Origin of the sequence: Nonomuraea montanisoli (assembly GCF_013363975.1) — a bacterium.
In the GTDB taxonomy this organism is placed as follows: domain Bacteria; phylum Actinomycetota; class Actinomycetes; order Streptosporangiales; family Streptosporangiaceae; genus Nonomuraea; species Nonomuraea montanisoli.
Genome location: NZ_JABWGN010000003.1, coordinates 301,058 through 320,241, shown reverse-complemented (window position 1 = coordinate 320,241; position 19,184 = coordinate 301,058). Strand labels below are relative to the sequence as shown.

Annotated in this window: 20 protein-coding genes; 9 read left to right on the top strand and 11 right to left on the bottom strand. The window is 73.7% G+C overall.

What is annotated here, in order from left to right; all coding sequences use genetic code 11:
- Nucleotides 1-17: 17 nt before the first annotated feature.
- From HTZ77_RS08370 to HTZ77_RS08340, 7 genes are all read right to left on the bottom strand, one after another.
- A complete protein-coding gene (locus HTZ77_RS08370) occupies nucleotides 18-992 on the bottom strand; it encodes a M48 family metalloprotease (protein ID WP_175588892.1) in 975 nt (324 codons plus the stop codon).
- A gap of 60 nt (nucleotides 993-1,052) precedes the next feature.
- Complete coding sequence (gene lipB / locus HTZ77_RS08365) at nucleotides 1,053-1,748, bottom strand: lipoyl(octanoyl) transferase LipB (RefSeq protein ID WP_175588891.1); 696 nt, start codon at nucleotides 1,746-1,748, stop codon at nucleotides 1,053-1,055.
- A 38-nt stretch (nucleotides 1,749-1,786) separates the two neighbouring features.
- Nucleotides 1,787-2,524: a Type 1 glutamine amidotransferase-like domain-containing protein gene (locus HTZ77_RS08360; RefSeq protein ID WP_175588890.1), complete on the bottom strand. Its 738-nt coding sequence runs from the start codon at nucleotides 2,522-2,524 to the stop codon at nucleotides 1,787-1,789.
- A gap of 141 nt (nucleotides 2,525-2,665) precedes the next feature.
- Entirely contained in the window at nucleotides 2,666-3,556 is an 891-nt protein-coding gene (locus tag HTZ77_RS08355; RefSeq protein ID WP_175589170.1) for a TIGR01777 family oxidoreductase, read from the bottom strand.
- A 494-nt stretch (nucleotides 3,557-4,050) separates the two neighbouring features.
- The gene (gene sucB / locus HTZ77_RS08350; RefSeq protein ID WP_175588889.1) at nucleotides 4,051-5,529 is read right to left on the bottom strand and encodes a 2-oxoglutarate dehydrogenase, E2 component, dihydrolipoamide succinyltransferase; all 1,479 of its coding nucleotides are present in this window, start codon (nucleotides 5,527-5,529) and stop codon (nucleotides 4,051-4,053) included.
- 34 nt (nucleotides 5,530-5,563) lie between these two features.
- Nucleotides 5,564-6,928, bottom strand: a complete 1,365-nt coding sequence (gene lpdA / locus HTZ77_RS08345) for a dihydrolipoyl dehydrogenase (RefSeq protein WP_175588888.1) — start codon at nucleotides 6,926-6,928, stop codon at nucleotides 5,564-5,566.
- A 51-nt stretch (nucleotides 6,929-6,979) separates the two neighbouring features.
- Nucleotides 6,980-8,461, bottom strand: coding sequence for a leucyl aminopeptidase (locus HTZ77_RS08340; RefSeq protein ID WP_175588887.1), 1,482 nt, complete (start codon nucleotides 8,459-8,461; stop codon nucleotides 6,980-6,982).
- A 96-nt stretch (nucleotides 8,462-8,557) separates the two neighbouring features.
- Here HTZ77_RS08340 and HTZ77_RS08335 point away from each other — a divergent pair, with 96 nt between their 5' ends.
- The 3 genes from HTZ77_RS08335 to HTZ77_RS08325 are packed head-to-tail and all read left to right on the top strand — an operon-like array spanning nucleotide 8,558 to nucleotide 10,949.
- Nucleotides 8,558-8,905 (top strand): GntR family transcriptional regulator, encoded by a 348-nt coding sequence (locus HTZ77_RS08335; RefSeq protein WP_175588886.1) that lies wholly within the window; start codon nucleotides 8,558-8,560, stop codon nucleotides 8,903-8,905.
- Nucleotides 8,902-9,900, top strand: coding sequence for an SdpI family protein (locus tag HTZ77_RS08330; protein ID WP_175588885.1), 999 nt, complete (start codon nucleotides 8,902-8,904; stop codon nucleotides 9,898-9,900). Before HTZ77_RS08335 ends, HTZ77_RS08330 begins: the two co-directional genes overlap by 4 nt.
- Nucleotides 9,897-10,949, top strand: a complete 1,053-nt coding sequence (locus HTZ77_RS08325; protein WP_235994450.1) for a CPBP family intramembrane glutamic endopeptidase — start codon at nucleotides 9,897-9,899, stop codon at nucleotides 10,947-10,949. Before HTZ77_RS08330 ends, HTZ77_RS08325 begins: the two co-directional genes overlap by 4 nt.
- Before the next feature lie 51 nt (nucleotides 10,950-11,000).
- On the opposite strand, the gene HTZ77_RS08320 is transcribed toward HTZ77_RS08325, so the two are convergent.
- On the bottom strand, nucleotides 11,001-11,882 hold the full coding sequence (locus tag HTZ77_RS08320; RefSeq protein WP_175588884.1) for an adenosylcobinamide-GDP ribazoletransferase: 882 nt from the start codon (nucleotides 11,880-11,882) through the stop codon (nucleotides 11,001-11,003).
- 33 nt (nucleotides 11,883-11,915) lie between these two features.
- Here HTZ77_RS08320 and HTZ77_RS08315 point away from each other — a divergent pair, with 33 nt between their 5' ends.
- Complete coding sequence (locus HTZ77_RS08315) at nucleotides 11,916-12,716, top strand: ABC transporter ATP-binding protein (protein WP_175588883.1); 801 nt, start codon at nucleotides 11,916-11,918, stop codon at nucleotides 12,714-12,716.
- A 78-nt stretch (nucleotides 12,717-12,794) separates the two neighbouring features.
- On the opposite strand, the gene HTZ77_RS08310 is transcribed toward HTZ77_RS08315, so the two are convergent.
- A complete protein-coding gene (locus HTZ77_RS08310; RefSeq protein WP_328808487.1) occupies nucleotides 12,795-13,814 on the bottom strand; it encodes a bifunctional adenosylcobinamide kinase/adenosylcobinamide-phosphate guanylyltransferase in 1,020 nt (339 codons plus the stop codon).
- A gap of 163 nt (nucleotides 13,815-13,977) precedes the next feature.
- Between HTZ77_RS08310 and HTZ77_RS08305 the strand changes: the two genes are divergently transcribed.
- Nucleotides 13,978-14,184 carry a hypothetical protein gene (locus HTZ77_RS08305; RefSeq protein WP_175588881.1) on the top strand — a complete coding sequence of 69 codons (207 nt, stop codon included), beginning with the start codon at nucleotides 13,978-13,980 and terminating at the stop codon, nucleotides 14,182-14,184.
- 199 nt (nucleotides 14,185-14,383) lie between these two features.
- Here the strand turns inward: HTZ77_RS08305 and HTZ77_RS08300 are convergent, their stop codons facing one another.
- Entirely contained in the window at nucleotides 14,384-15,382 is a 999-nt protein-coding gene (locus HTZ77_RS08300) for an aldo/keto reductase family protein (RefSeq protein WP_175588880.1), read from the bottom strand.
- Nucleotides 15,383-15,438: 56 nt separating this feature from the next.
- Here HTZ77_RS08300 and HTZ77_RS08295 point away from each other — a divergent pair, with 56 nt between their 5' ends.
- Complete coding sequence (locus HTZ77_RS08295) at nucleotides 15,439-16,413, top strand: SMI1/KNR4 family protein (RefSeq protein WP_175588879.1); 975 nt, start codon at nucleotides 15,439-15,441, stop codon at nucleotides 16,411-16,413.
- 28 nt (nucleotides 16,414-16,441) lie between these two features.
- Here the strand turns inward: HTZ77_RS08295 and HTZ77_RS08290 are convergent, their stop codons facing one another.
- On the bottom strand, nucleotides 16,442-17,026 hold the full coding sequence (locus tag HTZ77_RS08290; RefSeq protein ID WP_328808486.1) for a DUF3043 domain-containing protein: 585 nt from the start codon (nucleotides 17,024-17,026) through the stop codon (nucleotides 16,442-16,444).
- A gap of 153 nt (nucleotides 17,027-17,179) precedes the next feature.
- On the opposite strand from HTZ77_RS08290, the gene HTZ77_RS08285 reads away from it, so the two are divergent.
- Genes HTZ77_RS08285 through htpX form a run of 3 tightly spaced genes read left to right on the top strand, consistent with a single transcriptional unit; the run spans nucleotide 17,180 to nucleotide 19,182 of the window.
- The gene (locus tag HTZ77_RS08285; protein WP_175588878.1) at nucleotides 17,180-18,004 is read left to right on the top strand and encodes a PspA/IM30 family protein; all 825 of its coding nucleotides are present in this window, start codon (nucleotides 17,180-17,182) and stop codon (nucleotides 18,002-18,004) included.
- The gene (gene pspAA, locus HTZ77_RS08280) at nucleotides 18,001-18,279 is read left to right on the top strand and encodes a PspA-associated protein PspAA (RefSeq protein WP_175588877.1); all 279 of its coding nucleotides are present in this window, start codon (nucleotides 18,001-18,003) and stop codon (nucleotides 18,277-18,279) included. Before HTZ77_RS08285 ends, pspAA begins: the two co-directional genes overlap by 4 nt.
- Before the next feature lie 3 nt (nucleotides 18,280-18,282).
- The gene (gene htpX / locus HTZ77_RS08275) at nucleotides 18,283-19,182 is read left to right on the top strand and encodes a zinc metalloprotease HtpX (protein ID WP_175588876.1); all 900 of its coding nucleotides are present in this window, start codon (nucleotides 18,283-18,285) and stop codon (nucleotides 19,180-19,182) included.
- Nucleotides 19,183-19,184 lie beyond the last annotated feature (2 nt).

Genomic DNA, 19,184 nt, shown 5'->3' with positions numbered 1-19,184 from the left:
CGCGGATCGGGGCCGCGCTAGCTGATCAGGCCGAACCCGCGGATCGCCCGCGTGTAGTGCCGCAGCAGCTCGTCGTCGATCCGGTGCGACTCGGCCGCGCCCAGCAGCTCCGAACCGGAGTCGGAGGACGGCAGCGACGCCCGCCCCAGCGCACCCTCCCGGATGGCCGGCACGCTCTCCCCGCGCAGCGCCGCCGCCTGCATCGGCGCGAGGTAGCGCCCGCCGGCCAGCATCGCCCGCACCTCCGCCAGGTCGGCCGCCGGCACGACCCGCCGCGCCAGCTCCTCCTTGCGCCGCTCGACCCGACCGGCGTCCGAACGCGCCAGCCGGGCCAGCCCGTGCTCGGCCAGCAGCACCGGCGCGCCCACCACCCGGCCGATCACCCGGCCGAGCAGGCCGGCCGCCTCATACGTGGTGCCCGGTTGGTTCACGACGCCGAGCGAGGAGGCGGTCACCTTCGTCTGCGCCTCCTCGCGCGAGCGCGACGGGGCCGCGCCCAGGAGCGCCTCGCGCCACTCGGCCAGCGTCGCCAGCGCGCCGTCCACGATCAGCTCCTCGACCGTGGGAGTCTCCGCGTACGCCAGGGCCAGCGCCGCCGCCCGCTGCCGGGGCGACAGGGCCAGCCACAGCGGCAGCCCCACCACGAGCACGGGCCGGCGCAGCGGGCCGACCCGCAGGTAGCGGGAGACCGGGTCGAGGTCGCGCACGGCCACGGCCCGCGGACGCGGCACGCCGGCCCGGTCGGCCACGCGCTCGGCGGCGGCGTACAGCTCCCCGGCGGCCTGGCGGTCCAGGATCTCGGCGTCGGACGGCAGCCGCCCGCCCAGCCGGGGCCGCAGCATGACGCCGATGGCCACCAGCAACCCGCCCACCAGCCAGCCGAGGATCATGTCGGCGTTGTTGACGGCGGCCATCCACACGCCGCCCGCGACGAAGGCGACCGTGAGCAGATGGACGAGGAGCGCGAGGACGAGCGTGATCGACCGCTTCACGGCCCGAGCGTAAAACGACCGTCTCTTCCCTGACGATCACCTTTTCGCCACGATCGGGAACTACCTTCGCAGAAGATCCTCTTCGTGCAGGTCGAACGGCTGCATGCCCAGGGACTCCGCCAGCCGCTTCTCGGCGATCGGCATGACCTCGTCCACCACGATCCGCCGCCCGGTCTCCGCCGACAGCGACGTGACCCCCACGTCGGGGATGCCGCAGGGCACGATCCGGTTGAACCAGCGCGGGTCGTTGGCGCAGTTGAGGGCGAACCCGTGCATGGTGACGCCGCGCGTCACCCGGATGCCGACCGCGCCGATCTGCCGGTCGGGCAGCCCGAGCGCGGGATCGCCCGACACCCACACACCGGCCCGTCCGCTCACGCGGCGGACGATCACTCCGAAGTCGGCGCAGATCTGGATCATCGCCTCCTCGATCCGGCAGATGTACGTCGTCACGTCGCTCACGGCCACGATCGGGTACGCGACGAGCTGGCCCGGGCCGTGCCAGGTGACCCGCCCGCCCCGGTCGACGTCGACGACCGGGGTGCCGTCGGCGGGGCGTTCGTGCGGCGCGGCGCGACGGCCGGCGGTGTAGACAGGCGCGTGCTCCAGCAGGAGCACCGTGTCGCTCAACTCGCCGGCGACCCGTTTGCCGTGCACCCGGCGCTGGAGCGCCCAAGCCTGCTCGAAGGGGACGTCGACACCGAGGCGGACGATGGCGAGCGCGAGGGGATCATCGACCCCGTGCCTGGGGCGCATGGGTCCATTGTGCCGTTCCGTCACCCTTGAAGGGTAATTCAGGAGGTCAGCAGGCGCGGCTCGATCCTGAACTCCTTCACCCCGCCGTCACCGTCGTGCTCGACCCGGTAGGCGTAGCCGTCCGGCCGCGTGCTGACCGCCTGGATGAACTCGGTGCCCACGTAGTGCAGCCCCACGCCCTCGTCGGCGGCGTAGCCCGCGGGCAGCTCGCCCTCGGCCACCGACCGCTGCAGCAGCGGCCGCCGCTGCGGGTCGGAGTCGTAGTGGACCCCGCACGAGTAGGGGAGCAGGCCCATGCCGTCGGCCCACACCCGCAGCTCGGGGCCGAAGGAGTCGGTGTTGCCGCCGACGTGCCAGCACAGCGCGCCCGCGCTCTGCCCGGACAGCACCACCCCGGCCCGCCACGCCTCCGCGAACGCCTCGTCCAGGCCGTGCAGGCGCCACAGCGCCATCAGGTTGGCCACGCTGCCGCCGCTGACGTAGATCACGTCCTGTTCCAGGATCCACGCGCGCGGGTCGGCGACGTTGGGCATCGGGAAGACAGTCAGGTGGCTGACCTCGACGTCCCACCCCGCGAACGCCCCGTACATCTTCAGCAGCCAGTCGGAGTCGTCGCCCGTCGCGGTGGACAGCAGGCCGAGGCGCGGCCGGTCCTGGCCGGTCAGGTCGAGGGCGTAGCGCAGCAGGGGGCTCGCCTTCAGGAAGCCGTGACGCTCGGTGGGCACGAACGACCCGCCGCCGATGGCAAGGATGTGCGACTGCCCTGACCTGCTCATGCCGGTGCCTCCCCGATCCGGTTCACGCGTTCGATGGTCCCCCGTCCGGCGGCCCCGGGCCCGGCCGGGCCGATCCTCCGGCGCCGGCCGTTCGCGCCGGTCCGCTGGTGGCCGGTCCGCTGGTGAGGGACGAACAGCACCTTAGAGTACGGCGCGCAGCGCCTCGTCGAGACGGGTATGGGCGAAGCCGTACCCGGTGTCCTCCAGCTTGCGCGGCACGAGCCGATGGCTGCGCAGCAGCGCCTCCTTCGCGAACTCGCCGATCCCCAGGCTCAGCGCGAACGCCGGCACCGGCATCGGCACCGTGCCCTTGCGCAGCGCCTTGCCCAGCGTGCGGGTGAACTCCTCGTTGGTGACCGGTCCGGGCGAGCCGAGGTTGACCGGGCCGGACACCTCCGGACGGTCCAGCACGTGCAGCACCGCGCCCACCCAGTCCTGCTCGGAGATCCACGACCAGTACTGCCGGCCCGAGCCGAGCGGCGCCCCCAGCCCCGCCTTGAAGATCGGCAGCATCCGGCCGAGCGCGCCGCCCCGCCGGCTCAGCGCGATGCTCGTACGCAACTGCGCCGTCCGCATCCCCAGCGCCTCGGCCTCCCGGGCCTCCTTCTCCCACCGGCCGCACAGCTCCGCCAGGAACCCCTCGCCCTGGCCCGCCCTCTCGTCGATCGGCCGGTCTCCCGTGTCGCCGTAGAAGTCCACCCCGGACGCCGACAGCAGGGCCTCAGGAGGCCGCGACAGCTCTCCCAGGGCGCGGACGAGGGTGCGGGTGCCCAGGACCCGGCTGCGGATCAGCTCGCGCTTGTAGGCGGCGTTCCAGCGCCGGTCGCCGACGGGCGCCCCGGCCAGGTGGACCACCGCGGTGGCGTCCTCCAGGGCGGCGGGCTCCAGCACGCCTTCCGCGGGGTCCCAGAACCTCTCGTCGGGCCCCTGGGGCGGACGGCGCACCAGCGCGACGACCCGGTCGCCACGCCCGCGCAGAGCCTCCGCCAGCGCACCACCCAGCAACCCGGACGCCCCGGTCACGATGATCATCACCAACCCAGCCTACGCCGCACCTCCCCGAATCACCCCCCAGCACGCCGACATGGTGCCGCACCGTGCGATCCTCCGGCCCCGTGGGGGCGGCTGCCTTCGGGGCGCGGGAGGGCTGCCGAGGCTCAGGCCCGTGTGGTGTTCCGGGTCAGCGGAAGTGGCCGTCTTCCGGGGGTGGCGTGAGCCGCGCAGGGGAGGGCCGTGCGATCCTCCGGCCCGTGGGGGGCTGTCTTCAGGGCGTGGGAGGGCTGCCGGGGGTCAGGCCCGTGTGGTGTTCCGGGTCAGCGAGGGGGGCCGTCTTCCGGGGCCGGGGGTGACCACGGTGACGGTCAAGAGTGCGGCGTCACGGCGGCCCGCCACCATCCGGTCAGCGGCCGTCTTCCTGGAGGCCCTGAGCCCCGTGCGGCGGGTGGCGGCCGGCTCGGCTGTGCCGTAACCCCAAAGAACAAAAAAGAGGCCCGGGCGGAGAGCCCGCCCGGGCCGCTACGAAGAAATCACGCGAGGCCGAGCTGCGCCTCGAAGCGCCCCTCTTCGAGGCGGCGCTTGACCGTGGTGAGGAAGCGGGCCGCGTCGGCCCCGTCGACCAGGCGGTGGTCGTACGTCAGCGCCAGGTACACCATCGAGCGGACCGCGATGACCTCGCCCTCCGGCGTGTCGACCACCACGGGACGCTTGACGACGGCCCCGGTGCCCAGCATGCCGACCTGCGGCTGGTTGAGGATCGGCGTGTCGAACAGCGCGCCGCGGCTGCCGGTGTTGGTCAGCGTGAACGTGCCGCCGGTGATCTCGTCGGGCGTCACCTTGTTGGCGCGGGTGCGCTCGGCCAGGTCGGCCGTCTTGCGGGCCAGCCCGGCGAGGTTGAGGTCGCCGGCGTTCTTGATGACCGCCGCGATCAGGCCGCGCTCGGTGTCGACCGCGATGCCCAGGTGCTCGACGTCGAAGTACGTGACCTCCATGGTCTCGTTGTTGATCGTCGCGTTGAGCTTGGGGTGCTGCTTGAGCGCCTCGATGGCGGCCATCTCGAAGAACGGCATGAACGACAGCTTCACGCCCTCGCGGCGCAGGAACTCCGCCTTGGCCTGGTCGCGCAGCCGCGCGATCTTCGTGACGTCGACCTCGACGACCGTGGTGAGCTGGGCCGCCGTCTGCAGCGACTCGACCAGCCGCTTGGACATGGTCTGCCGCAGGCGCGACATCTTCTCGGTGCGGCCGCGCAGCGTGGTGTCGACCTCGACCGGCTCGGGAGCCGCGCTGACCGATGCCGCGGCCGGGGCCTGCGCGGCGGGCGCCGGAGCGGCGGCGGCCGGCTGGGCCGGGGCCGGGGCGGCCTGCTCGCGCTGCGCCTTGGCGGCCTCCAGCACGTCCTGCTTGCGGATGCGGCCGCCGACGCCGGTGCCGGCGACCGACTCCAGGTCGACGCCGTGCTCGTTGGCGAGCTTGCGCACCAGCGGCGTCACGTACGGGCTCTCGCCCCCGGACGGAGCGGCGGCCGGCTCGGCCGGGGCCTGCGCCTGCGGAGCCGGGGCCGGAGCGGGCGCAGGGGCCGGGGCCGGGGCCGGGGCGGGAGCCGGCGGCGCCTGCTGGGCCTGCGGAGCCGGAGCCGGAGCCGGCTGCGGCGGGGCCTGCTGGGCCGGCGCGGGCTGCGGGATCGACGAGGCCGGGGCGGGCTCCGGCTCGGGCTGCGCGGCGGGGGCCGGGGCCTCCTCCTGCGCGGGCGCGGCGCCGCCCGCCTGGCCGTTCTCGTCGATGATGGCCAGCTCGGCGCCGACCTCGACGGTCTCGTCCTCCGCGACGACGATCTTGGTGATGACGCCCGCGGACGGCGACGGGATCTCGGTGTCGACCTTGTCGGTCGACACCTCGAGGAGCGGCTCGTCGGCCTCGACGCGCTCGCCCTCCTTCTTCAGCCAACGGGTGACCGTGCCCTCGGTGACGCTCTCGCCGAGCTGGGGCATCTGTACGGAGACCGGCATCGTTATCTTCTCTCGCGTTCTGATGAGGGCTGGACTAGTTGTGAACGTGCAGCGGCTTGCCGGCCAGTGCCAGCATCGCCTCACCCATGGCCTCGGACTGGGTCGGGTGTGCGTGGATGAGCTGGGCGACCTCTGCGGGCAGCGCCTCCCAGTTGTAGATCAGCTGTCCCTCGGTCACGAGCTCGCCGATGCGGCGGCCCACCATGTGGACGCCGACGACGGGCCCGTCCTTCTGGGCGATGACCTTGACCGCTCCCGCGGTGCCGAGAATCTGACTCTTCGGGTTGCCCGCGAGGTCGTAGACCTGCTCGACGATCTCGATGCCGCGCTCGGCGGCCTGCGCGGACGTGATGCCGACCGAGGCGACCTCGGGATCGGAGTAGGTGATGCGGGGGACGCCGGCGTAGTCGATGGGCGGCGGGTTGAGACCGGCGATGTGCTCGGCGACCATGATGCCCTCGGCGAAGCCGGCGTGCGCCAGCTGCAGGGTGGGGATGAGGTCGCCGATCGCGTAGACGCCGGGGACCGAGGTGCGGCAGTGCTCGTCGACCACGACGGCGCCGCGCTCGATCGCGATGCCGGCCTCCTCGAAGCCCATGCCGGCCGACACCGCGCCGCGGCCGACCGCGACGAGCAGCACCTCGGCGTCGAGCGTCTTGCCGTTGGCCAGGGTGACCACGACGCCCGTGTCGGTGGTCTTGGCGCCGTCGAAGAAGACGCCGAGCTCGTACTTGATGCCGCGACGGCGGAAGGCCCGCTCCAGCAGCTTGGAGCTGGACTCCTCCTCGGTGGGCAGCAGGTGGGGCAGCGCCTCGACGATCGTCACCTCGGCGCCGAAGGAGCGGTAGACGCTGGCCAGCTCGACGCCGATCACGCCGCCGCCCAGCACCACGACGGACGCGGGGACGTGGTCCATGGTCAGCACGTGCTCGCTGGTGATGATCCGCTCGCCGTCGATCTCCAGACCGGGCAGCGACTTCGGCGCGGAGCCGGTGGCCAGGACGACGCCGGCCCCCTCGTACACCTCCGAGCCGACCTGGATCGCCCGCTCCCCGACGAGGCGGCCCTCGCCCTCGACGATCGTCACGCCCGCGGCCTTGAGCAGGCCCTGCACGCCCTTCCAGGCGCGGGTGACGATCTTGTCCTTGAACGCGTGGACGCCGGGGACGTCGATGCCGTCGAAGCGCGCCTTGACGCCGAACGTCTCGCTCTCGCGGGTCTCGTCGGCGACCTCGGCGGAGTGCAGCAGAGCCTTGGTGGGGATGCATCCCCGGTGGAGGCAGGTGCCGCCGATCTTGTCCTTCTCGATCAGGGCGACGGACTTGCCCAGCTCGGCAGCCCTCAGCGCGCAGGCATAGCCGCCGCTGCCGCCACCTAGGACGACGATGTCGTAGGCCACAGGAAGGCTCCTTGTCGGGGTGTTCGTGATGCCGTCATCTTTTCATTTGTTTCAGATGCTCGCGTGCCGCTCGGCGAGTCCGATCAAGGTGCGGGTGATGGCGCCCGTGCCGCCCTTGGGGATGTAGCCGTACGGCTCGCCCTTGTTGAAGGCGGGGCCGGCCATGTCGATGTGCGCCCAGCGCACCCCGTCGGGCACGAACTCCTTGAGGAAGATGCCCGCGGTCAGCATGCCGCCCCAGCGCTCGGGGTGGAGGTTGGCGAGGTCGGCGATCGGCGAGTCGAGGCCCTTGCGCAGCTCCTCGGGCAGCGGCATGCCCCAGGCGCCCTCGCCGGCGGCGGTCGCGGCCTCGACGACGAGCTCCCTGACGGCGTCGTCGTTGGACATGACGCCGGCGGTGCGCCAGCCCAGGGCGACGATCTGCGCGCCGGTGAGGGTGGCCACGTCGACGATCAGGTCGGGGGAGTCCTCGGCGGCGCGGGCGAGGCCGTCCATGAGCACCAGGCGGCCCTCGGCGTCGGTGTCGAGCACCTCGACGGTCTTGCCGCTGTAGCTGTGGATGACGTCGGAGGGGCGCTGCGCGGTGCCGCTCGGCAAATTCTCGGCCAGGCAGAGGTAGCCGACGGCGTTGACCGGGACGCCGAGGCGGGCGATGCCGAGTACCGCGCCGAAAACGGCGGCCGCGCCTCCCATGTCGGACTTCATCCAGTCCATGGACGCGGACGGCTTGAGCGACAGGCCGCCGGAGTCGAAGGTGATGCCCTTGCCGACGAAGGCCAGCGTCTTGGCGGCCTCGGGGTGGGTGTAGGACAGGCGGACGAGCCGGGGCGGGTTGGCCGAGCCCTGGCCGACGCCGATGAGGCCGCCGTAGCCGCCGTCCTTGAGCTGCTTCTCGTCGAGCACCTCGACCGACAGGCCGGCCTTGGCGGCGGCCTGCTCGGCGATCTCGGCGAACTTGGCCGGCCAGAGGTCGGAGGGCGGGGTGTTGACCAGGTCGCGCACGAGCGACACGGACTCGGCGAGCGCGGTGGCCCGCTCGGTGATCCCGGCGGCCTCCTCGCCGCCGAGCGGGGACAGCACGTCCAGCTCGGCCACGGGCTCCTTGGCGTCGGCGCCGGTGCGGTAGCGGCTGAAGCCGTACGCGCCGAGCAGGGCGCCGAGGGCGACGGCCTCGGCGTCGGCGGCGGACCCGGCGGGCAGCGCGATCGCGGCGCGGGCGGTGCCGGCGAGGGAGCGGGCGGCGGCGCCGGCGGCGCGGCGCAGGGTCTCGGCGTCGTTCTTGTCGCCCAGACCGACCGCGACCAGCAGCGGGGCGGTGATGGCGCCGAAGGTGGGGACCTTGGCGATCTCGCCCGGCTTGCCGGCGAACCCGGCGGCGGTGAGGGAGGCGGCGAGCTTGCCCCCGAAGGCGGCGTCGAGTGCCTCTGCGCCCGTGGCGGGGAGGGGGGCCTCGGAGCCGGACCGGAACCCGACGATCAGCGCGTCGGTGTCGAAAGAGACTGGATCTGCTGAGTTCAGCCGCACAGTGGTCACGTAAACCGACTCTATCGAGGGTTCCGAGGTACTCACAAACAGGGGTTCATCCTACCAATGACCGGTTGACGGAATGGTGCTAGTTTTATTGGCACCATGCTGCTCACGCTCGATCTCAACGACGCCCGCCCCCTGCACGAACAGGTGGCGGCGGCCGTCCGCCGGGCCATCGGCGAGGGCTCCTACGCGGCCGGCGACCGGCTGCCGCCGGCCCGCGAGCTGGCCCAGGCGCTCGGCATCAACACCAACACGGTGCTGCGCGCCCTGCGCGACCTGCGCGACGAGGGCCTGCTGGAGTTCCGGCGGGGGCGGGGCGTCAGCGTCGCCGGCGCCGCCGGGGGCCGCGCGCTGCTCGTCCAGCGGACGCGCGAGCTGTTGGAGGACGCCCAGAGGCACGGATACCGCCGAGAGGACCTCATCACCATCCTGAAGGAGCTGCCATGAACCCCGGCACGACGACCCCGACCCTCGCGACGCCCTCGCGCCGGACCGCCGCGCTCTGGGGGCTCACGGTGTCGGTCGCGCTCGCCGGCGGACCGCTCGTCCTGCGCGGCCGGCTGCCCGACCCGATCGCCGTCCACTGGGGTCTCGGCCTGGGCCCGGACCGCTCGATGCCGCTCGCGGCGTCCGCGACGACGGACGTGGCGCTCTGGACCGCCGTCTGGGTGACGCTCCTCGTCATGGTCCCGGCCGTCTCCGGGCGCCGGAGGGCCCGCGCCGGCTGGTGGGGCGCCCTGGCCGGCTCCTCGGCGCTCTTCCTCGGGATGGGCGCCACCACCCTGCTGGCGAACCTGGACGCCCCCTCCTGGACCGAGGCGCGCCTGCCCGGCTGGCAGGCGGCCGCGGTGCTCGCCGCGGCCGTGGCGGCGGCCCTGCTGGCCGCCCGCCTGCGCCGCGGCGCGACGGATGGGAGCGGCGGCGAGGCTCCCGTGCCTCCGGAGCTGCGGCTGCGGCCGGGGCAGCGCGCCGTGTGGGTCGGCCGCGCCGGCAACCGGTGGCTGTCCGGGATGACCGTCGCGGCGGGGGCGGGGCTGTGCCTGCTCCTCCTGATGTGGGGACTCGGACTGGTCAGGGACGAGACCGCGGCCGACGCGTCTCCCGGGCTGGCGATCGTGCTGGTCGCGGGCCTGTTCACCTCGTCGCTCACGGCCCGGGTCACCGAGGACGGGCTCGCGATCGGGTTCGGGCCGTTCGGCTGGCCGGTGCGCAGGATCCCCCTGGAGCGCGTCCAGCACGCGTGGACCGAGACGCGCAGCCCCGTCGAGGTCGGCGGGTGGGGCTTCCGCGGCCTGCCGGGCGACGCCACCATCATGCTGCGGGGCGGGGAGTGCCTCGTGATCGGCTACCGCTCGGGCGGGCGGCTCGCGATCAGCGTCGACGACGCCGAGCGCGCCGCGTCCCTGATCAACGCCCTGCTCGCGACGCGGGTGAGCGCATGAGGCCCCTGCCGGTGTTCCTGGTCGTCGCGTTCGGGCTGGCGTGGGTGGCGGCGCTGCCCGTGTGGCTGGCGGGCGGCCTCGCCTCGCCCATGACACAGGTGTGGGGGATGGTGATGATGTTCACGCCCAGCGTGGGCGTGCTGGCGGTGTGGCTGCTGACGGGCCGCGCCGCGGGCTCCGGCACGGACGCGGGCCCCGGCGTGGACGCGGGCACGGGTACGGGCCCCGGCTCGGGCTACGCCGCAGGGGCCGGCGCGGGCCCTGGCGCGGAGGCCGCGCCGGGACGGCCGCCGTTCCGGCGGTTCGCCCGGGAGACCGGGCTGACGCTGGGGGAGCGGCCCGGCCGCACCGTCCTGCTGGTGCTGCTCGCCTGGTTCGGCGTGCCGCTGCTCGTCGCGGTGTCGATCGCGTTGAGCGCCGCCCTGGGACTGGTCTCGCTGGACCTGACCCGGTTCAGCCTGTTCCAGCAGGGGCTGCGGGCCCAGGGAGTACAGGTGCCGGGCGGGCTGTCCACGGTGGTGGTCGTCCAGATCATGATCGCGATGCTGGTCGGCCCGCTGCTCAACGCGGTGCCGGCGCTGGGCGAGGAGTGGGGCTGGCGCGGCTGGCTCGCGCCGCGGCTCGTGGCCGCGCGGGGCACGGTCGCCGGGCTGGCGCTCTCCGGTGTCGTCTGGGGGCTCTGGCACGCCCCGCTCACGCTGCTCGGCTACAACTACCCCCGCCTCGGCCCCTGGGCCGCCCTGTACTTCGTGGGGTTCTGCGTCCTGGCCGGGGTGGTGTTCGGCTGGTTGCGGCTGCGCTCGGGCAGCGTGTGGCCGGCCGTGGTGGCCCACGGCTCGGTGAACGCGGTGACGGGTGTCGTGCTGCTGCTCGGCGACGCGGCCGCGCCGCCCGATCCGGTCGTGGCCGGGTTCACGGGGCTGGCCGGGTGGGCGGTGCTGGCCGTGACGGCGGTGGTGCTGCTCCGCTTCTTCCCGGTACGGGCCCCGCGGCCCCCGTACTTCCCCGTGCCGCGGCCCGAACCCGCCGAGAGCCCCTCCGCGGGCTGACGCGGGCTGACGCGGGCTGACGCGGGCTGACGCGGGCGGCCCCCGCGGCGTTCAGACCACCATGGCCCACACCACCAGGGCGGTGGTGGCCGCCGTCTCCACCAGCGCCCCGAGCACGTCCCCGGTGACGCCGCCCAGCCGCCGCCGGGCCCGGCGCAGGAGCAGCAGCGCGGCCCCCAGCCCCGCCGCCATGGCCACGGGCGCCACGACGACCGCGGACGTCCAGCCGGGAAGGCCGGTGGCGGACAGGTCGACGGGGGCGCGCGTCCAGCCGGTAAGAGCGGTCACGGGCGGCGTCCGGAAGGCGGGTGTCCAGGGGGCGAGGACGATCCCGGCGAGCGTGGCGACGATCAGCGCCGCCGCGGTCACCAGCCAGGCGGTCGCCGGCCGTACCGTGCCGGCCACGGTCGCCCCGAGCCCGCCGGGCCGCGCGGCGGGCACCCCGGACCGGCAGGCCCACACGAGCGCGAGCCGCCCCGTCACGCAGGCGGTCACCAGCGCGTACGGCCCGGCCGCCGCCAGCGCGGCGATCTGGGCGAGCAGCGTGATGACCAACGTCATCACCCCGAACGGCCCGATGTCCGACTTTTTCATGATGTCGAGCGCCTGGTCGGCGGGCTTGCCGCTGCCCAGCCCGTCGGCCAGGTCCGCCAGCCCGTCCAGGTGCAGCCCGCGCGTCAGCACGGCCAGCGCCCCCACGGCCAGCACGGCCCCCAGCAGCGGCGGCCCCGGGAGCAGGAGCGGCAGGCACGCCACGAGCCCCAGCGCCAGCCCCACCGCCGGCGCCGCGAGCATGGCCGCGCCCGCGGTCCGCCGATCCACCCGATCGACGCGTACCGGGAAGATCGTCAGCATGCCCACGGCCAGCCGGAGCCCGTCCGTCCGGCCCGCCCCGGCCGCCGACGAGCCGGGCGATCCCCCGCGAAGCCGCATAACGGTCGATGGTACGGCCGTTAGGGTGAGCGGATGCACGTGGTTCAACTCGAAGGCGTAGCGGTCCGGGTCGTCGGCAAGACGCTGCTGAGCGGCGTCGACTGGCGGGTGGAGTACGGCGAGCACTGGGCGATCCTCGGCCCCAACGGGGCGGGGAAGACGACGCTGCTGTCGCTGGCCGCCGCCGTAAGGCATCCGACCGAGGGCGCGGTCAGCGTGCTCGGCCACCGCCTCGGCCGGGTCGACCTGCGCTCCCTGCGCCGCCACATCGGCCTGGTCGCGGCCAGCCAGCGCCTGGTCGACGAGGATCTCCTGGAGGAGGAAGGGGCGACCGCGCTCACCGTGGTGCTCACCGGCCACACCGGGACGAGCGCCCCGCTGTGGGAGCAGTACGGCGACGCCGAGCGCGACCGCGCGCTGCGCCTGCTGGCCGACCTCGGCTGCAAGGACCTGGCCGACCGGCCGTTCCGGGTGTGCTCCCAGGGCGAGCGGGCCCGCGTCCGGGTGGCCAGGTCGCTCATGTCCGACCCGGCGGTGCTGCTGCTGGACGAGCCGTTCGCCGGACTCGACCTGCCCGCCCGCGAGGACCTGATCACCGCCGTCGAGGACCTGGCGGCCACGCGGCCGGTGCTCACCACGATCACGGTGACGCACCACCTGGAGGAGATCCCCGCGACCACCACGCACGCCATGCTCATGCGCGACGCCCGCGTCCTGGCGGCGGGGCCGGTCTCCGAGGTGCTCACGTCCGGCAACCTGTCCGAGTGCTTCGGCCGCGCCCTCCACGTCGACCGCCTCGACGGCCGCTGGTACGGCCGCGCCATCCGTCCCTGACCCCCATCCGCCCCTGCTCCCTCCATCCGCCCGGACCCGTCGTCGCCGAGGGCCCGCCCCCTCGCGGGGCACGGGACGTCAGGGCAGGGGAAGGACCCGACCGGCGACCACGAGGGCGACGTCCTCCGACTCGGCGGCCAGGCGCTCGTTGAGGCGGCCCAGGGCGTCCCTGAAGGCCCGCCCGCTCGGCGTGGCGGGCACCACGCCCATGCCCACCTCGTCCGACACCGCCACGATCCGCCGCCCCGCGCCGCGCCAGGCGGCCACGAGCTCGTCGCACCGCCGCCACACCGCGGCCCGGTCGCCCTCCCAGGCGGCGTGCTCGTCGAACACCGCCGCCAGCCACGTGCCGAGCCCGTCCACCAGCAGGGGCGTGGTGGCGTCGCGGACGACCCCCGCCAGGTCCGTCGTCTCCAGCGTCGCCCAGTGCGCCGGCCTGCGCTCCCGATGCGCGTCGATCCGGGCCGCCCACTCGGCGTCCCCCTCGCCTCCCGGGCCCGTGGCGACATAGGTGACGTACGGCTCGCCGGCCAGCCGGATCTCCGCCTCGGCCGACTTCCCCGAACGCGACCCGCCCAGCACCAACTCCCTCCAGGGCCCCTTCTCCGGCGGGCGCCGGGTGAGGGGGAGCGCCGCGGGGGAGGCCGTGTCGAGGGTCGTGCCGTCCGGGACGGCGTGCGCGCCCCACAGGGACAGCCGCCGGGCCAGCTCCTCCTCGGAACGCGCCCGATGGTCGAGCCCGACCGCCACCACGAGGGTGTCCCGGTCGGCGACACCGTCCCGCCGCAGCAGGCCGAGCCGCTCCGGCCGGTCGAGCAGGTCGATCAGGAGAAGGTCGCAGCGCCCCTCCACGCCGTCCGGGTACGCGCCGGGCGGGACGCGCAGGACGCGCGTGCCGTCGGGGCCCTCCAGGCCGTGGCCGCCCGCGAAGGCGCGGTAGCCGGGCGGCGGGGCGAGGAACGGCAGGCGCGCGACGCCGTCCACCACCATCTCGAACGGCCGGCGCCGTCCGGCGGGCAGGCGGCGGCAGGAGGCGCACCGGCAGCCCGGCTCCGGCCAGCCCGTGCCGCCCGCCGTACCAGGGAGAAAGACCTTCACCGCGCCGAGCGTACGCGCCCGGAGCGCCGGAGTCCCCCAAGCCCGGGGCACGGGGGTGTGCGGACGGTGTGTGCGGCGTGAGGCCCCGTGACGGGGCGCGGGAGTAGGGTGCCAGTGCCGCCGGAGGGTGCGCCGGCGAACCCGCGGAAAAGGAGCGTATGGCATGACATGGCGGTGGCGTTACGAGAACGCGCATGGCGGTGAGGTGACGGACCGCCCGTTGCCGCGAGAGGTCTTCCCCAGCCAGGCCGACGCGGAGTCCTGGCTCGGCGAGAACTGGCGTGACCTGCTCGAGTCCGGTGTCGAGCAGGTCGCCCTGCTCGACGAGGACCGTGTCGAGTACCAGGGCCTGTCCTTGCGCGCCGAGTGACGACCGGCATCCCCATGACGGAATGACGACGATGACGGAATGACGGACGACCGATCAGCTTCCGGGCCTCCTGACCGACCACGGAAGCCCCGCTGACGAGCGAGACCCCTTGAGCCGCGGTCACGGGCTCAAGGGGTCTCGTCGTGCCGGAGGCCGAGGGCCGGGGACCCTCATGGGCGAGGGGACGCCGGCCCGCCGGTCAGGGGCGCTTGGCGGGGCTGGCGGTCTTGCCCGGGTCGCGCTCGACCACGGAGCCGAGGACGTCGTCGATCCGCTTGAGCACCTCGGCGTCGAGCTTGACGCCCGCCGCCTTGACGTTGTCGCGCACCTGCTCGGGCCGGGAGGCGCCGATGATCGCGCTGGACACGTTCGGGTTCTGCAGCACCCACGCCACGGCGAGCTGCGCCATGCTGAGCCCGAGGTCGTCCGCGATCGGCTTGAGCTCCTGGACGCGGGAGAGCACGTCGTCGTTCATGAACCGGGCGATCATGCCGCTGCCGCTGGGGTCGGTGGCGCGGGAGCCCTCCGGCGGCTGCTGGCCGGGCAGGTACTTGCCGGTGAGCACGCCCTGCGCGATCGGCGACCAGACGATCTGGCCGATGCCCTCGCGCTCGCACAGCGGCACGACCTCGCCCTCGATGACCCGCCACAGCATGGAGTACTGCGGCTGGCTGGACACGATCCGGTCGAAGCCCATCTCGTCGGCGATCTTCAGCGCCCGGGCGATCTGGTCGGCGCTCCACTCGCTGACGCCGACGTAGAGGACCTTGCCCTGCCGTACGAGGTCGTCGAACGTCTTCAGGGTCTCCTCGAGCGGCGTCTCGTGGTCGAAGCGGTGCGCCTGGTAGAGGTCGACGTAGTCGGTCTGCAGGCGGCGCAGGGACCCGTGGATCGACTCGGTGATGTGCTTGCGGGACAGGCCCCGGTCGTTCTGGCCCGGTCCGGTGGGCCAGTAGACCTTGGTGAAGATCTCCAGCGACTCGCGGCGCACGCCCTTCAGCGCCCGGCCGAGGACCTCCTCGGCCTTGGTGCCGGCGTACACGTCGGCGGTGTCGAACGTGGTGACGCCCTCGTCGAGAGCGGCCTGCACACACTGCTTGGCGGCCTCTTCCTCGACCTGGGAGCCGTGGGTGAGCCAGTTGCCGTAGCTGATCTCGCTGACCATGAGACCGCTGCGGCCGAGGTGACGGAATTCCATGCCCTCGACCCTAGGCGGTCACGTGATGTGACCTGATTCGGGATAGGGTGCGCGACGTGCTGAAGCTCGTACGGACGGCGCTGACCGCGGCGATCCTGACCGCGATCGCCGTACGGCTGCGCCGCAGGGCGCGCCAGGAAAACCCTGGTCAGACGCCTGATCACACCGCGGTGGGGCCGGCCGGGAGCGGGCGGTCCCGGCGTTCCGGGCGGATCACGCCGCTCGTGCTCACCGCCGTGGCGGTCGTGGCGGTCGCGGTGCTGGTGGCCGCCGCGTTCCTGACGCCCGCCGCCTCGCCGGAGCCCACGCCCTCACCGGCGCCCGAACGGTCGATGCTGGCCGCCTCGTCGCCGGCGGACACCCCGTCGCCGGCCGGCACGCCGCCCCCGGCCACCGCGCCGCCCACGACTCCCGTCGGCGCGTCCCCGAGCCCCGAGCTCCTCGCCCCCTCGGACCTGGTCTGCCGTCCCCCCGCGCGTCCGGCGCTGGCGCGGCCGATCGACCCGCGCGTCCGGCGGGCCGTCAACGGCCAGTGGCGGCGCATCGAGCGGTGGCTGAAGCGGAACGCGCCGCGGACGTACGCGACGCTCGGCGCCCGGGGCAGGCCCGGGCGGATCGCGCTCGCGGAGGCGCGCATGGGCGTGGAGTTCCCCGACGCCCTGCGCGCCTCCCTCCTGCGCCACGACGGGGCGGCGGGTTTCGGGCTGCTGGGCGAGCGGATGTTCAGCGTGCGGGAGATCCGCCTCCTGTGGCGGCAGTACTGCCGCGACGGCGGCGGGATCCTGCCGGGGCAGGACTGGGACAACAAGCTGATCCCGGTCGGGAGCCAGGTGGAGGGGACGCTGCTCGTCTCCGCCGAGGACGCCGGCTCCGTCTTCGAGATCGGCGACGAGCCCACGTCGACCCGGCCCGGCGGCCTGCGGGTCAGGTCGTACTACGGGCTGCTGAGGGCCATGGCCGACGGCCTGGAGCGGGGCCGGCTGGGGGAGTGGCGGCCACGCGTCGCCGACGGCGTGCTCACCTGGGAGTAGGCTCCGAACCCGCGCCGCCTTCGGGGCCCTACTTCTTGGGCGGGACCGGCTTGCCGCCCGGCGCCACGGTGGGCGGCGGGAAGCGGAGCTTGCGGATCTGCAGGGCGCGCATCGCCGCGTAGAACCCGACGCCGCGCATGCTCTCGTTCGGCAGCTTCTCCGCGCCCAGCTTCTTGACCTTCCAGGCCACGTAGAGCGAGGTGGCCACGACGCCGATCATCATGACCGGCCAGCCGATCGTGATGACGTAGCCGAGGATCAGGCCCCGCACCTGGATCGGCCACGGGATCCACGTCGCCAGCAGGATCAGCAGCGAGAACGGCAGGAAGTACTGGCTCGGCAGCCGTCGCGAGTCGACCCAGTCGCGGGCGAACTTGCGGGCCGGGCCCTTGTCGCGCGCCGGGAGGTAGCGCTCGTCTCCCGCGAGCATGCCCTTGCGGGCCCGGTCGCGCTCCGCGGCCTGCTTGGCCCGCATCTGCCGGTAGGCCTCCTTGCGGTCCTTCGGAGCGCTGACCGGCTGGCGCCGCCTGCCTTCGGCGTCTCGGCGCTTGGGTGTGGGACGACCCTTGCCCTGAGGCTTAGGATCGTCAGCGGGGACGGGAGTGTCGTCCACGGAGGTTTGGGAACGGCGTCGCAACACGACGTCAACCCTACCTGGACTGCAACTTAGTGACGCCCTCGTGCGTTATGCGTAGGGTAATCCCAGGGCGGCTGCGCTGCACTGGGTGACCACCAGCACGACCTAAGAAGGGGACGGCCGACGCGCATGAGCGTGATGAAGAGACTTTCGATGATCTTCAAGTCCAAGGCCAACAAGGCCCTGGACAAGATGGAGGATCCACGCGAGACCCTCGACTACTCCTACCAGCGGCAGCTCGAGCTGCTGCAGAAGGTGCGCAGGGGCGTGGCCGACGTCGCCACCTCCCGCAAGCGGGTCGAGCTGCAGATCAACGGCCTGGAGCAGCAGGCCAGGCGATATGAGGAGCAGGGCCGCAAGGCGCTGTCCGTCGGCCGCGAGGACCTCGCCCGCACCGCGCTGGAGCGCCGGGCCGGGCTGCAGACCCAGATGGCCGACTTGAAGGTCCAGCACGACAACCTGCAGGCCGAGGAGGAGAAGCTCACGCTGGCCTCCCAGCGGCTGCAGGCCAAGGTCGACTCCTTCCGCACGAAGAAGGAGACCATCAAGGCGACCTACACCGCCGCCGAGGCGCAGACGCGCATCAACGAGGCGTTCTCCGGCATCTCCGAGGAGATGGGCGACGTCGGCCTGGCCATCCAGCGGGCCGAGGACAAGACCGCGCAGATGCAGGCCCGCGCCGGCGCCATCGACGAGCTGCTGGCCAGCGGCGCGCTCGACGACTTCAGCGGCACCCGCGGCGACGACATCCAGGCCGAGCTCGACCGCATGGGCGGCGGCATGGACGTCGAGCTGGAGCTGGCCCGCATGAAGGCCGAGCTCGGCCAGGGCCCCGCGCCGCAGAGCGCGATCGAGAAGGGCGCCCCGCAGCAGCAGGCGCAGCCCCAGCCGCAGCAGCAGGCCCAGCCGCAGCAGCACACGCAGCAGTTCCGTCAGCCGGGGGAGGGCGCATGATCGTCAGGATCATGGGCGAGGGCCAGGTCGAGATCTCGTCCGACGACATCGCCGTGCTCAACGAGCTGGACGGCGAGCTGGAGTCGGCGATCGAGTCCGGAGACGAGGCCGCCTTCCGCGTCAAGCTCCACGCGCTCCTCGACAAGGTGCGCCAGGTGGGCAAGGCGCTGCCCGACGACAGCCTTGAGCCGTCAGAGCTGATCCTTCCCCCCGCGGACGCCTCGATCGAGGAGGTCCGGGAGATGCTGGGCGACCAGGGCCTCATCCCGGGCTGAGCCGTGCGCACGCGGTTCGCGCCCGACCGCGGTCTGACCAGTCGCATGGTCGTGACGATGTTCCTGCTCGGGCTGCTCTATGTGGTGTTCGTCGGCGCCCTCGTCGCCCTGGGGGTCCGGGCGCTGACGGTGCTGCTGATCGCCGGGGGCCTGCTGCTGGCGCAGTACTTCCTGTCCGACCGCATCGCGCTGTACGGGATGGGCGGGCGCGAGGTGTCGCCACGGGAGGCTCCCGAACTGCACGGCCTGATCGACCGGCTGTGCGCCATGGCCGACATGCCCAAGCCGCGGGTGGCCATCGCGGACTCCGACGTCCCCAACGCGTTCGCCACCGGTCGCGATCAGAAGCACGCCGTCGTCTGCGTGACGACGGGCATCCTGCGCCGGCTGGACGCGCGGGAGCTCGAGGGGGTGCTGGCCCACGAGCTCTCGCACGTCGCCCACCGCGACGTGGCCGTCATGACGATCGCCTCGTTCCTCGGCCTCGTCGCGGGTCTCATGACGCGCTTCGCCCTCTACAGCGGGCTGGGCGCGCGCCGCTCCGACGGGCAGGGCGGCCTGCCGATCGGGCTGATCGTCATGGTGGTCTCCGTCGTGGTGTACGCGGTGAGCTTCCTGCTCACCCGGGCCCTGTCGCGCTACCGCGAGCTGTCCGCGGACCGGGCCGGCGCCCTGCTCACGCAGCGGCCGTCGGAGCTGGCCAGCGCGCTCGTCAAGATCAGCGGCGAGATGGCCCGGATCCCGACCCGCGACCTGCGGGAGGCCGCGCCGTTCAACGCCTTCTACTTCGCCCCGGCCGCGGCGCCCGGCGCCACGCTGGCGAACCTGTTCTCCACGCACCCGCCGCTGGAGCGCCGGCTCCGGCAGCTGTCGGAGATCTCCGCCCAGCTCGGGAGGGGATGAGC

Excerpts from the sequence above, each read along its gene's own strand:
- lipB (WP_175588891.1), bottom strand. The coding sequence starts at position 1,748 with ATGCGCCCCAGGCACGGGGTCGATGATCCCCTCGCGCTCGCCATCGTC.
- HTZ77_RS08360 (WP_175588890.1), bottom strand. The coding sequence starts at position 2,524 with ATGAGCAGGTCAGGGCAGTCGCACATCCTTGCCATCGGCGGCGGGTCG.
- HTZ77_RS08355 (WP_175589170.1), bottom strand. The coding sequence starts at position 3,556 with ATGATCATCGTGACCGGGGCGTCCGGGTTGCTGGGTGGTGCGCTGGCG.
- sucB (WP_175588889.1), bottom strand. The coding sequence starts at position 5,529 with ATGCCGGTCTCCGTACAGATGCCCCAGCTCGGCGAGAGCGTCACCGAG.
- HTZ77_RS08335 (WP_175588886.1), top strand. The coding sequence starts at position 8,558 with ATGCTGCTCACGCTCGATCTCAACGACGCCCGCCCCCTGCACGAACAG.
- HTZ77_RS08330 (WP_175588885.1), top strand. The coding sequence starts at position 8,902 with ATGAACCCCGGCACGACGACCCCGACCCTCGCGACGCCCTCGCGCCGG.
- HTZ77_RS08325 (WP_235994450.1), top strand. The coding sequence starts at position 9,897 with ATGAGGCCCCTGCCGGTGTTCCTGGTCGTCGCGTTCGGGCTGGCGTGG.
- HTZ77_RS08320 (WP_175588884.1), bottom strand. The coding sequence starts at position 11,882 with ATGCGGCTTCGCGGGGGATCGCCCGGCTCGTCGGCGGCCGGGGCGGGC.
- HTZ77_RS08315 (WP_175588883.1), top strand. The coding sequence starts at position 11,916 with ATGCACGTGGTTCAACTCGAAGGCGTAGCGGTCCGGGTCGTCGGCAAG.
- HTZ77_RS08305 (WP_175588881.1), top strand. The coding sequence starts at position 13,978 with ATGACATGGCGGTGGCGTTACGAGAACGCGCATGGCGGTGAGGTGACG.
- HTZ77_RS08300 (WP_175588880.1), bottom strand. The coding sequence starts at position 15,382 with ATGGAATTCCGTCACCTCGGCCGCAGCGGTCTCATGGTCAGCGAGATC.
- HTZ77_RS08285 (WP_175588878.1), top strand. The coding sequence starts at position 17,180 with ATGAGCGTGATGAAGAGACTTTCGATGATCTTCAAGTCCAAGGCCAAC.
- pspAA (WP_175588877.1), top strand. The coding sequence starts at position 18,001 with ATGATCGTCAGGATCATGGGCGAGGGCCAGGTCGAGATCTCGTCCGAC.